17 protein-coding genes and 1 tRNA gene are annotated in these 10,822 nt (G+C 56.0%); 10 read left to right on the top strand and 8 right to left on the bottom strand.

Annotated elements, in window-relative coordinates; translation table 11 throughout:
• Window positions 1–23: 23 nt before the first annotated feature.
• Window positions 24–386 carry a response regulator gene (locus AB9N64_RS12565; RefSeq protein ID WP_003194033.1) on the bottom strand — a complete coding sequence of 121 codons (363 nt, stop codon included), beginning with the start codon at window positions 384–386 and terminating at the stop codon, window positions 24–26.
• Window positions 387–550: 164 nt separating this feature from the next.
• Here AB9N64_RS12565 and AB9N64_RS12560 point away from each other — a divergent pair, with 164 nt between their 5' ends.
• Both AB9N64_RS12560 and AB9N64_RS12555 read left to right on the top strand, forming a co-directional pair.
• Window positions 551–982 (top strand): VOC family protein, encoded by a 432-nt coding sequence (locus AB9N64_RS12560; protein ID WP_020302009.1) that lies wholly within the window; start codon window positions 551–553, stop codon window positions 980–982.
• Between the two features lie 30 nt (window positions 983–1,012).
• A complete protein-coding gene (locus tag AB9N64_RS12555) occupies window positions 1,013–1,387 on the top strand; it encodes a cytochrome c family protein (RefSeq protein ID WP_122300882.1) in 375 nt (124 codons plus the stop codon).
• Between the two features lie 20 nt (window positions 1,388–1,407).
• Here AB9N64_RS12555 and AB9N64_RS12550 read toward each other — a convergent pair whose 3' ends face one another.
• Genes AB9N64_RS12550 through AB9N64_RS12540 form a run of 3 tightly spaced genes read right to left on the bottom strand, consistent with a single transcriptional unit; the run spans window position 1,408 to window position 3,170 of the window.
• Complete coding sequence (locus tag AB9N64_RS12550) at window positions 1,408–1,692, bottom strand: barstar family protein (protein WP_014719845.1); 285 nt, start codon at window positions 1,690–1,692, stop codon at window positions 1,408–1,410.
• A 58-nt stretch (window positions 1,693–1,750) separates the two neighbouring features.
• The gene (locus AB9N64_RS12545; RefSeq protein ID WP_122300883.1) at window positions 1,751–2,008 is read right to left on the bottom strand and encodes a colicin E3-like toxin immunity protein; all 258 of its coding nucleotides are present in this window, start codon (window positions 2,006–2,008) and stop codon (window positions 1,751–1,753) included.
• A 7-nt stretch (window positions 2,009–2,015) separates the two neighbouring features.
• Window positions 2,016–3,170 carry an S-type pyocin domain-containing protein gene (locus AB9N64_RS12540; RefSeq protein WP_032872684.1) on the bottom strand — a complete coding sequence of 385 codons (1,155 nt, stop codon included), beginning with the start codon at window positions 3,168–3,170 and terminating at the stop codon, window positions 2,016–2,018.
• A 194-nt stretch (window positions 3,171–3,364) separates the two neighbouring features.
• Between AB9N64_RS12540 and AB9N64_RS12535 the strand changes: the two genes are divergently transcribed.
• A complete protein-coding gene (locus AB9N64_RS12535; protein WP_014719842.1) occupies window positions 3,365–3,835 on the top strand; it encodes a helix-turn-helix domain-containing protein in 471 nt (156 codons plus the stop codon).
• Window positions 3,832–4,407: a PIN domain-containing protein gene (locus AB9N64_RS12530; RefSeq protein WP_038451456.1), complete on the top strand. Its 576-nt coding sequence runs from the start codon at window positions 3,832–3,834 to the stop codon at window positions 4,405–4,407. The genes AB9N64_RS12535 and AB9N64_RS12530 overlap by 4 nt, the downstream gene beginning before the upstream one ends.
• Window positions 4,408–4,487: 80 nt before the next feature.
• Here the strand turns inward: AB9N64_RS12530 and AB9N64_RS12525 are convergent, their stop codons facing one another.
• Window positions 4,488–4,859 (bottom strand): PH domain-containing protein, encoded by a 372-nt coding sequence (locus AB9N64_RS12525; protein WP_014719840.1) that lies wholly within the window; start codon window positions 4,857–4,859, stop codon window positions 4,488–4,490.
• A 156-nt stretch (window positions 4,860–5,015) separates the two neighbouring features.
• On the opposite strand from AB9N64_RS12525, the gene AB9N64_RS12520 reads away from it, so the two are divergent.
• Window positions 5,016–5,651 carry a LysE family translocator gene (locus AB9N64_RS12520; RefSeq protein WP_072435030.1) on the top strand — a complete coding sequence of 212 codons (636 nt, stop codon included), beginning with the start codon at window positions 5,016–5,018 and terminating at the stop codon, window positions 5,649–5,651.
• 8 nt (window positions 5,652–5,659) lie between these two features.
• Here AB9N64_RS12520 and AB9N64_RS12515 read toward each other — a convergent pair whose 3' ends face one another.
• Window positions 5,660–6,352, bottom strand: a complete 693-nt coding sequence (locus AB9N64_RS12515; RefSeq protein WP_020302004.1) for an NBR1-Ig-like domain-containing protein — start codon at window positions 6,350–6,352, stop codon at window positions 5,660–5,662.
• A gap of 225 nt (window positions 6,353–6,577) precedes the next feature.
• On the opposite strand from AB9N64_RS12515, the gene AB9N64_RS12510 reads away from it, so the two are divergent.
• From AB9N64_RS12510 to AB9N64_RS12500, 3 genes are read left to right on the top strand one after another with little or no spacing between them, the layout of a single operon-like run.
• A complete protein-coding gene (locus tag AB9N64_RS12510) occupies window positions 6,578–6,898 on the top strand; it encodes a hypothetical protein (RefSeq protein WP_259639139.1) in 321 nt (106 codons plus the stop codon).
• Window positions 6,895–7,383, top strand: a complete 489-nt coding sequence (locus tag AB9N64_RS12505) for a 2OG-Fe(II) oxygenase family protein (RefSeq protein WP_371360327.1) — start codon at window positions 6,895–6,897, stop codon at window positions 7,381–7,383. The genes AB9N64_RS12510 and AB9N64_RS12505 overlap by 4 nt, the downstream gene beginning before the upstream one ends.
• Before the next feature lie 26 nt (window positions 7,384–7,409).
• Window positions 7,410–8,048: a LysE/ArgO family amino acid transporter gene (locus AB9N64_RS12500; protein WP_020302002.1), complete on the top strand. Its 639-nt coding sequence runs from the start codon at window positions 7,410–7,412 to the stop codon at window positions 8,046–8,048.
• Here the strand turns inward: AB9N64_RS12500 and AB9N64_RS12495 are convergent.
• Both AB9N64_RS12495 and AB9N64_RS12490 read right to left on the bottom strand, forming a co-directional pair.
• A complete protein-coding gene (locus tag AB9N64_RS12495; RefSeq protein ID WP_371360326.1) occupies window positions 8,019–8,348 on the bottom strand; it encodes a hypothetical protein in 330 nt (109 codons plus the stop codon). The two genes, AB9N64_RS12500 and AB9N64_RS12495, sit on opposite strands and share 30 nt — an antisense overlap.
• 83 nt (window positions 8,349–8,431) lie before the next feature.
• Window positions 8,432–8,516 (bottom strand) — tRNA-Leu (locus tag AB9N64_RS12490).
• Window positions 8,517–8,624: 108 nt separating this feature from the next.
• Here AB9N64_RS12490 and queA point away from each other — a divergent pair.
• Together queA and tgt are read left to right on the top strand one after the other, a co-directional pair.
• A complete protein-coding gene (gene queA, locus AB9N64_RS12485) occupies window positions 8,625–9,674 on the top strand; it encodes a tRNA preQ1(34) S-adenosylmethionine ribosyltransferase-isomerase QueA (RefSeq protein WP_102665956.1) in 1,050 nt (349 codons plus the stop codon).
• A gap of 5 nt (window positions 9,675–9,679) precedes the next feature.
• Window positions 9,680–10,795 carry a tRNA guanosine(34) transglycosylase Tgt gene (gene tgt / locus AB9N64_RS12480; RefSeq protein ID WP_161937012.1) on the top strand — a complete coding sequence of 372 codons (1,116 nt, stop codon included), beginning with the start codon at window positions 9,680–9,682 and terminating at the stop codon, window positions 10,793–10,795.
• Window positions 10,796–10,822: the final 27 nt, after the last annotated feature.

The following is a 10,822-nucleotide window of genomic DNA, read 5'->3' as shown; positions in this document are numbered from 1 at the left end:
TGCTATCAATGCAGGGGCAGGCCCTAGTGCGTCAATGCTGTCTGCACGCACTCAAGCAAGTGGTCGGTACTCCAGGGCTTGGGCAGAAACCGCACGGAACTGCCCAACTCGGCGGCGATTTTCGTATTACCTGAGGTCAGCACTACTTGTACTTCAGGCCAGCGGTGGGCGACCACACGGCTCAAGTCATAACCATTGAGCAAGCCGGGCATTTGAATATCACTGACAATCAAATCCACCGGGTCATCGCCGCGCTCCAGGTAAATCATCCCTTCGTCTGCCGATGCAAACGATGTCACCACCGCACCAAAGTCTTCCAGCACATCTACCATCAACGCCCGAATGATCTCGTCGTCTTCCAATACCAAAATCGATGGCTGAGCCATGATCCTTACTCCACCATCAGGGGGTTCAGTAAGGTGGAGTGGAAGGTGGCCGGATAGGTTCGATTGGATGTTTTTTAATCGATGGGTGGTCGTTTGACTGCTTGTGAGCCATGGGCACGACAATCCGTTAAGGTGAACGCCACCCCGCCGTCCCAAGGAATGCCATGTTTAACCGTAACCCGCTCGTGCCGGAACTGATCGTCACTCGCCTCAGTGTCAGCCTGGCGTTCTGGGTAGAACAGTTAGGCTTCACCATCGCCTACCAGCGCGCTGAAGAAGGCTTTGCCTACCTCGACCTGCACGGCGCGCAAATCATGCTCGAACAATACGACCCCGACGCCGGCCAGTGGCTGACCGCACCGTTGCAGCCACCGTTCGGGCGCGGCATCAACCTGCAAATCGATGTGCCCGCCGTGACGCCTATCCTGCAACGGTTGGCGCACATTGGCTGGCCATTGTTCCGCGATGTTGAAGATGCCTGGTACCGAGCCGGTGACGTGGAGGCCGGGCAGCGCCAGTTCATCGTGCAAGACCCGGACGGTTATCTGGTGCGTCTGGTGCAGCGGCTGGGAGAAAGGCCGGTCGAACAGGCATAATCCACGGCAACAGCCGATAGGGATACGTGAATGAAGTATGTGTTATTGACCCTCGTCCTGACCGTTATCGCCGCACCCGCGTTCGCTGCGGGCGACGCCGACGCGGGCGGCAAACTCTTCACCAAGACCTGCGGTGGCTGCCATAGCATTGGTGAAGGCGCGCGGGGTGGTTTTGGCCCGGAACTGAACGGCATCATTGGCCGGCCTGCCGGTACTACCACGGACTATCAGTATTCGGATGCGATGAAGAACTCAGGCGTGGTGTGGACACGGGAAAAACTGGCGGCCTACATTGAAGATCCGAAGTCGGTGGTGAGTGGCACGCGGATGATCTTCTGGGGGATCAGTGACCAAGATAAGATTGAAAATATCCTGGCGTACTTAGCGACATTCCAGCCCAAGTGAGGCGCCCAGGCTGACGGGCATCAGTAGCGAACCCGCGACGCAAGGTCCGGGTAATGGGTCGCGAGCTCAGCCAAGCACTGCCGCAGCATCTTGGCATCGTGAGGTAGGCACTCCGAAAAAATATCCCAACCAGAAAACTCAAGCGTCTCGGGCATTTCTACCAAGCCGGTGATGGCGTCCCAAAAAGCATCCCAGTTCTGGCCATACCAGGTGGGGAAGTTGAGTGAAGTGCCCAGCGTGGCGTGAAGCTCTTTGGGGTTCTGAATGCGGGTCAGGTCTATTTTGATGATGGATGATCGGGTCACTTGTGCACCATTTGCTTTTTCATCTACTACAGCTCAGGCTGAATTCTTTGAGTCTGCATTACTCGTTTGCAACTTCGTAATCAAATGCGATGAAGTAGTCACTTTCTGAAAGAGCAATTTCGTGAGAAAAGTGCGGCTGTATCACTGATAGCCATTCCCTGCGCAATTCAAACATGCCGTTATTGACGTCCGCTGCGCTCAACAACCCGAGTGTGGAAATCACTGAGTAGTCATCTCCGCAGTCCGCTGAACTCTCGGTTCCGTTTAGCCTCTCTGTAGTTCTGTCGAACCATTCCAACCTTATTTTTAGTCCCATGTAGCCCTCACAGATATTTTTTGATGTTTCGTTTTCTGATTGGCCCTTTTAGCTGCTCGCCGCTTATGTGGTTGAACGCACCTATATGGCTCCCATCACTCGCTAGATAAACCTCCAGCTCTCCGTGCTGAGAGTCCCATTCATAGATCTTCCGACCTTTTTCCTCAATCCAGCGTTCTCTCAGCCCGGCCCCTCCTTGTCTGGGAGTTTTGGGTTTTGCTTTTATCAGTTTTTCAAAGCCAGTTATTTGTTCAGTGTCAGGCGCTTTGTGGTACTTGTGATCCCCAGACTTGGCACCTACCACCACATACAGCGGCCGAACCCCCGACCCCGCCGGAAACACCAGAATAAAATCCCGATAGGCCGGTGGGTAAATAGGGTTAACCAGAATCTGCGCCGCCGTCTCAGTCGGTGGGTAGATCCAGATCACGGGTGCTTGCGGCGCAGCCTCCAATGCCGGAACACCTAAGGTGTCATTTGGATCAACGGAGGGCGTCCAGATCAGCTCTACGCCATTATTCAAATCTGCTATTAACTGGCCGCTGCGGTTTTGAAACTGCACCACGTCAATCATCTGCCAATCGGCATTGTTACCTGTGTAAAACCCATACCCCTTAAGCGTGCCGTCGTCGCGTTGCTCGATATGCAGCCGCATTTGCGAACGCGCTCGTTGCAGCGAACGCAACTGTTCCTCGTTGTAGAGCGCGCTATCATTTAGATCCGACGGCCAAGCCAGCGCTACCAACCCTGTCAACAGGCTACCAGCGACGGATGCGCTGACTGTCGCCGCCGACTCCAAAAACGCTGAACGCAATGCCAACTGCCCTAAGCCGGCTGGCAGTGCGCTGCCACTGATCTTGCGCAAGGCAACCGCGCCCCGGGCGTCCACTTCGCGCCCGCCCAACAGACTTACATGGCCGTACTCCTTGATCAGTTCCAGTGGGACAAAACCGGTGGGGCTCGAGTAATGAGCGATACCGTCAGGCAGTTGGCATGGTTTTATGAAAACGCAGCTTGGAGGTTGGGCTGGTGTAGGTGGCTGGGCAGGGGACGGCTCGAAAAAATCGATAGTAGGCGAATACGGCACACGCGACGGTTGCCGGGTGAGGATTCGTCGCTTGAGTAACGCTTGTTCGGTGGGTGGATAAAAGCGTTCTGACATGACCGATTCACTTCCTTGTGCGAGGGAGTGAGCCTATGAGGGGGAGTCAGAAACCGATATCAGCTCAATTTGTCAGTTGATGTGGGAAAAGTTGACTGGTACGTGAGTCGCCAGCATTGTTTCGAATATTGCGATTTTCGTTTGTTTCGTTTAGCGTTGACCTCAACTGAATTGCGTAAGGCCGGAGTTGCATCATGACCATCAACAATCTTCCCAAAACGATCCTTCCGCTGGAAAAAGAAGTCGAGGCGGCAGTGCAAGGTCAGCGTGAATTAGCGTCCCTATTGTCGACCAAATTTGAAACCCAGCGCATCGATATCTTCGACAAAGAAGACAAGCCACACAGGCTTGTCCTACCAACCTCCGCACTGCGTCTGCTGGTCGATATTCTGGGCGAATTGGCGCTGGGCAATGCCGTCAAGGTAGTGCCGGTTCATGCCGAGTTGACCTCGCAGGAGGCGGCCGACCTGCTTAATGTGTCACGCCCGCATTTGGTCAAGATGCTGGAGGAAGGCGCCATCCCCTTTACAAAAACGGGCCGACATCGGCGAGTCCGTTTTTCGGATTTGATGGCGTTCAAGCAACGGCGTGACGAGCAAAGCCAAGAGGCAATGGAAGCGCTGGTTCAACAGGCCCAAGAGTTGGGAATGGGGTATGACGGATGAGGTGTTCGCCCTTTACTGCGGTGTACGATGCTTGTGTTCTCTATCCTGCGGCACTTAGGGACTTACTCATGTGGCTTGGTTTGTCTGGTTTGTATCGAGCGCGATGGACTGGCCAGATTCAGGATGAGTGGAAGCGCAACGTACTTAAGAACCGACCCGATCTTACGGCGGCTCAGGTGGACTGCACGTCGGCGCTAATGGACATTGCTATACCTGACGCGTTGGTGACGGGATATGAGGATCTGTGTTCGAGTTTGGATTTACCAGACCCGGATGACCGGCATGTGTTGGCGGCGGCAATTCGGAGTAAAGCTGAGGTCATCGTGACCTTCAATTTGAAAGACTTTCCACCTCATATATTGGCTGCCTATGACATTGAACCGATGCATCCGGATGACTTTATTTCGGATCTCTGGGATTTGGATCAGGCGGCAGTGTTGGGAGCGGCGCAGAAGCAGAGGAGGGCGTTGAAGAAGCCCGCGATGGAGGCGGGAAGTTATCTTGAGATGTTGATGCGGCAGGGCTTGGTGCAGACTAGCAAGGCAATGGGACCCTATGAAATGATGCTGTGAGCAGGATGAGCCCGGTGTACGTCAGCTGAGCCGCAATAAAAAAGACCTTGAAACACCAAGGTCTTTTGGGTGCCTGCGGATCAACTCAGCAGATGCTTGGAAATCAGCCGGGAGATTTCCACGATCGAGGTCTTGCCAGTGAACTCGAATTTCACCTTCCCCAACGACGAAAAATAAATCTCCAACTCCGAATCCAAGTCAAACGTCCCGGACGTTTCCACCGAGTACGCCACGATGTTCTTGTACGGCAATGAGGTGAAATCCTTCTTGCTGCCGGTAATCCCCTGCACGTTCACCGCGATGATGCGTTTGGTGGTGAACACGACGCCGTCGCGCATGGCCTTGTAGGCGTCGACCACTTCTTCGCCGTCCAGCAGCAGGGCCGCTACGCGTTCGGCGTATTCGTTGTTTTGCTTGAGCTTGAAGAAACCTTTGTTGTTGAAGTCGATCATGTGCCTGTCCTGGGTAAGTGGTGCCGTCGGTGTATGACGTTTTGCCTGCGGATCTGTATCTAACGCCCTGGCCTGCAAGCCCCTAGCATGACGCTCAACACGACCGCGTCGGCGAAGGATTTCACGCTGGCAGCCTAAAAAACCAGGAGCCAATCCATGCCTGATATGTCCAGCTTGCTCGCCTACGGCCTGATTTCACTCGGCATGGTACTGACTCCCGGGCCGAACATGATCTACCTGATTTCCCGCTCCATCTGCCAGGGGCGCACGGCCGGGTTGATTTCCCTGGGCGGGGTGGCGCTGGGGTTTGTGGTGTACATGGTGTGCGCGGCGCTGGGTATCACGGCGTTGGTGATGGCTGTGCCGTTTGCCTACGACGCGCTGCGGCTCGGCGGGGCGTTGTATCTGGTGTATCTGGCCTGGCAGGCGGTCAAGCCGGGTGGGCGCTCGCCATTCCAGGTGCGCGACTTGCCCAAGGACAGCCCGCGCAAGTTGGTGACCATGGGCTTGGTCACCAACTTGCTCAATCCCAAAGTGGCGGTGATGTATTTGTCGTTGCTGCCCCAGTTCATCGACCCTAATGGTCATGGCAGTGTGCTGATGCAATCCCTGGCGCTGGGCTCCCTGCAGATTGTTATCAGCGTGAGCGTCAACGCGGTGATTGCCTGCATGGCGGGTTCCATCGCGGTGTTTTTTGTCACCCGGCCAGGTTGGCAGGTGCTGCAGCGCTGGCTGATGGGGTCGGTGTTGATGGGTTTGGCGGTGCGGATGGCGGTAGAGGGGCGCAAGTAAGGCTGCTTTCAGCGCGCCATGACGTTGACAATCACATGCAGGATGAATGCTGGCCCGTAGCAAGGCTGCCCATGTTCATCTTCGATACGCCAGATTGAGGTGACGGTACTGGTCTCCCTCGGGGCTCCGAACTCCACGGTGATATGCACTGGCTGGCCGGGCAAAGTATCTGCTATCGGAATATCGTTATTCAGGCTTCGCAGATGGCTATCCATCACCACTTCCAATGGCTCCCCCGAAGCGGTTCGACGGGCGATCACGTACTCACCGTCCACTCTCACCAATCGCCGGCCGCGCCAGGGGCGAATCCCGAGGTTCTGGATCTCCCAGGTTTTCTGAAAGGTTTCACCGGGCAGCACTACGGTCTGGTCAGGCGTGGTCACGTCTGCATTGAATACGGCAATGTCAGATGGGTCGTGCAAGCCAATGGCCCGGTTGGTGATAGCCATTGAGTAAGCATCAGTTGGAGCACCGGTCAGGTCGGCAAAGTAGCGAAACAGCAGCAGCGGGGAGACACGTAGCGCTTTGGCTAATTTGATCAGGGTACGTACGGACGGATCTTTTGAAGCACCGTCCGCCAATGCATAAAGGTAGGTTCTGGAGATGCCAGCCTCCTTAGCCAGGTTAGTCAGGGGTTTTCCCAGTTCTCGGCTGCGTCGTACAACAAGCGCTCGAAGAGTATCGCCAGTTTTGATGCTCATATTTTGCAAACCCGTTTCCAGTGGAAGTCGTCATCTTGTAAGCCAAAAAGGACAACCTGCCCGCCGTCACGGTTACATAGCGATTCAGACTTTGGTCTTGCTGGCGACGTTGTGAAAGACATGGATAGGTCCCGGTTTGGTTGGCATATCCAGTGTCGCGGTTTCTCACATGCTTGCGAACCTTGTGTGTGTTGCATTCCTTTACATCTATCTGTGGATATAGCTATGAGTCCAATGAAAGCGTGCTGTGAATCCATTGCCCGATCAGGCTTTGGCATCCTGCAAATTCCTGATGCGATGTTGCAGGACTACAAAAAGATCATTGATGGCTATTCGGCCATTCCCCGGCCATCAAGGATGAGTTTTCCTTTGCCCAGGACACGGATGGTTTTTTCCCTTTTGGCGCCGAGTACTCCCTTGCCGAGGATCACCCGGACCTGTGCGAGCGGTTTTGTTACTGGCCCGCGCACGCTTCAAAAAGAACCGCTTTCGAATTCACCCGAAGTACTTTCGTTGTCGCAGTCGGCAGTTTTGAACGACAGATGAGCGAGTTGGCCCAGGGAGTTATGGATGGCATTTGCGAGGAATTTGGCGTTGCCCCCTTAGCCCCCTTTCGCGCGGCATCGTACATCCAGTTATGTGTCTATGGTCCACAGGCGAAAGACCATTCTCGTCAATATGCCCAGGATCCTCATGAAGACGGGCATATGCTTTCGTTTATCAAGCCTACCCGCGAAGGGATGGTTTTGATGAAAGGACGATCGTTGGAGCCGGTACGCCTTCTGGAGAACGAGGTCGCGGTGCTGGCGGGTTCCTTGCTGACAGAGCTCTCCGATCATGCCGTGCCTGCCGCCTACCATGCTGTACTTGCGCCCAGCAAACCGGTCGCCAGAAGCTCATTGATCTACTTTGCAAATCCCAATCCGGATCAGTTGCTGACGACCTTTTACCGCCAGAAATCCATTGACCTGGGCAGTACTGTGAATGCTCGTCATACCGGTTTCGGTAATCAACCGATTCAACTGCGCTAAATAGTCCTGGAGGGCTCGAACAGTCCATGTTTCCTCACTTCAATGCCCTTTACATCGAAGGTTTGCTCTTGGGTATCGGACTGTTCGCCGCCCCTGGCCCGAAAGACACCTTGGTGATCCGCCAAGGTGTCGGTCGCGGGCCGATCTGGGGCGTTGTCGCTATTTGCGTAATGGCCGATATTTTCCTGATCGCTTTCGGGGTCACGGGTTTAGGTTCGTTGTTGGGAAGCCGGCCTGAGGTGATGGCACTATTGCTGTTGTCCGGCGCTGCGTATCTGCTTTGGTTTGGTGGCCAACGTCTGTTGGCCTGCATCCGGGATCAGTCCATGCCGGACGCTCAAGGCGGCAACTCGCAAAGAGGGCTGTTGCGCTCGGCGGTCATACTCGGCTTTGCCAACCCTTACGCCTGGCTCGATACCGTGGTGTTGATTGGTTCCATCGGTGCCACGAAACCTGCGGGCCAACAGGCGCTGTTCGCGACAGGCGCCATGACGGCATCACTCGTGTGGTTCGTGGTGTTGGCGCTGTGCTGTCAGCGATTGACGGTATTGTTTCGCAAGCCTGCGGTCTGGCGCTGGCTGGATGCAGGGGTGGCGGTGTTGATGGTTTACCTGGCCGTTACCCTGATTACCGATTCATTGCACATCTTTCAGATAGCTCTGTAGTACGGTCAGCGGGCAGGTCAACTCATCAAGACGAGCGATGTTTTGCACATCGGTGGATAGCCTTTGCAATTCACGCCCGAGAACGCTGTCCGCTCCACCCAATGCAATCAACGCCTGGGTGATGCACTCATCGAGCTTCAACTGGATCTCGGCCAGGTTTCCCTGGCGCACCAACAACCCAAACACCTCGCGATCATAGCCCTCCATCACGGGATCATCGCGCAGCAATGGGCTGCCGTGGTCAGTCTCATGCACCAGCTTCAACGCGAACAACGCAACCGCTTCAAGCGTCAACTCCATGGTCCCGCTCCCTCCACTGCCACGCCTGGCACTTTTTTGCAGGCGAAAAAAAAGACCTTGAATTTCAAGGTCTTTCTTTAAGATGGTGCCCCGAGGGAGACTCGAACTCCCACTCCTTTCGAAAACGGATTTTGAATCCGCCGCGTCTACCAATTCCGCCATCAGGGCTCAATGGCGGCGAAGTATAGAGATGAGATTACCGTTGGTCAATCACGTTTCATGGTCTATTTTCACTATTTCCGCTAGACTTCCCGGCCCTGCTAGACGAACCCCATCATGCGCGTTGCTGACTTTACTTTTGAGCTCCCTGATTCGCTGATCGCTCGCCACCCTTTGGCCGAGCGTCGCGCCAGTCGACTGCTGACCCTGGACGGGCCCAGCGGTGCCCTCGCACACCGTCAATTCACTGATTTGCTTGAGCATTTGCGCCCAGGCGATCTGATGGTTTTCAACAATACCCGGGTGATTCCGGCGCGGCTGTTTGGCCAGAAGGCTTCCGGCGGCAAGCTGGAAATTCTGGTGGAGCGGGTGCTGGACAGCCATCGCGTGCTGGCCCATGTGCGCTCCAGCAAGTCGCCCAAACCGGGGTCGAGCATCTTGATCGAGGGCGGTGGCGAAGCCGAGATGGTGGCGCGCCACGATGCCTTGTTCGAGCTCAAGTTTGCCGAAGAAGTGTTGCCGCTGTTGGAGCGCGTCGGCCATATGCCGTTGCCTCCTTATATAGACCGCCCCGACGAAGACGCGGACCGCGAGCGCTATCAGACCGTGTACTCACAGCGCCTCGGCGCCGTCGCCGCACCGACTGCCGGGCTGCATTTCGACCAGCCACTGCTGGATGCGATTGCTGCCAAGGGCGTCGAAACCGCCTATGTGACCCTGCACGTGGGGGCCGGGACGTTTCAGCCGGTGCGTGTGGATAACATCGAAGACCACCATATGCACAGCGAATGGCTGGAGGTCAGTCAGGACGTGGTGGATGCGGTGGCGGCGTGCAAGGCGGGTGGCGGTCGAGTGGTTGCGGTGGGCACCACCAGTGTGCGTTCGCTGGAGAGTGCAGCGCGTGATGGCGTGCTCAAGCCGTTCAGTGGCGACACCGATATTTTCATTTTTCCAGGGCGACCCTTTCATGTGGTCGATTGCCTGGTCACCAACTTCCATTTGCCCGAATCCACGCTGTTGATGCTGGTGTCGGCATTTGCCGGTTACCCGGAAACCATGGCTGCCTACCAGGCCGCCATCGCTAACGAGTACCGTTTTTTCAGCTACGGTGATGCGATGTTTATCACCCGTAACCCGGCGCCGCGCGGCCCTGAGGACAACTTATGAGTCGTATGTCGTTTGAATTGCTCGCTACGGACGGCAAAGCCCGTCGTGGTCGCCTGACCTTCCCGCGTGGCACTGTGGAGACCCCGGCCTTCATGCCGGTCGGCACCTACGGCACCGTCAAAGGCATGTTGCCCCGCGACATCGTCGCCACCGGTGCCGAGATTATCCTCGGCAATACCTTCCACCTGTGGCTGCGCCCGGGCACGGAAGTGATCAAGAAGCACGGCGACCTGCATGACTTCATGAAGTGGCAAGGCCCGATCCTTACCGACTCCGGTGGTTTCCAGGTGTTCAGCTTGGGCGCCATGCGCAAGATCAAGGAAGAGGGCGTGACCTTTGCCTCGCCGGTCGACGGCGCCAAGGTGTTCATGGGCCCGGAAGAGTCGATGCAGGTACAGCGCGATCTGGGTTCGGACATCGTGATGATTTTCGACGAGTGCACGCCGTACCCGGCCGATGAAGACGTGGCGCGTATCTCCATGGAGTTGTCGCTGCGTTGGGCCCAGCGTTCGAAGAATGCCCATGGCGATAACACCGCGGCGTTGTTCGGTATTGTTCAGGGCGGCATGCATGAAAACCTGCGCAAACGCTCGCTGGAAGGCCTCGACAAGATCGGCTTCGACGGCCTGGCCATCGGCGGTTTGTCGGTGGGCGAGCCCAAGCATGAAATGATCAAGGTGCTGGATTACCTGCCGGGCCTGATGCCCGCAGACAAACCTCGTTACCTTATGGGCGTTGGCAAACCGGAAGATCTCGTAGAGGGTGTGCGCCGCGGTGTGGACATGTTCGATTGCGTGATGCCAACCCGTAATGCCCGCAATGGGCATCTGTTCATCGATACAGGCGTGCTGAAGATCCGTAACGCGTTCCATCGCCATGATGATTCGCCGCTGGATCCTACCTGTGACTGCTACACCTGCCAGAACTTCTCCCGTGCTTATCTGCACCATCTGGACAAGTGCGGGGAAATGCTGGGTAGCATGTTGAATACCATCCACAATTTGCGTCATTACCAAGTCCTGATGGCTGGTTTGCGCGAGGCTATTCAACAGGGTACATTGGCCGCCTTCGTCGATGCCTTCTATGCCAAGCGTGGCCTCCCTGTGCCGCCCTTGGACTGAGTTTTCCGACCCTAAGATTCACTATTT

The organism is Pseudomonas sp. KT_2_4 (genome assembly GCF_041410225.1).
Taxonomy (GTDB): Bacteria; Pseudomonadota; Gammaproteobacteria; order Pseudomonadales; family Pseudomonadaceae; genus Aquipseudomonas; species Aquipseudomonas paracarnis.
This window is presented reverse-complemented; position numbering and strand designations above follow the sequence as displayed.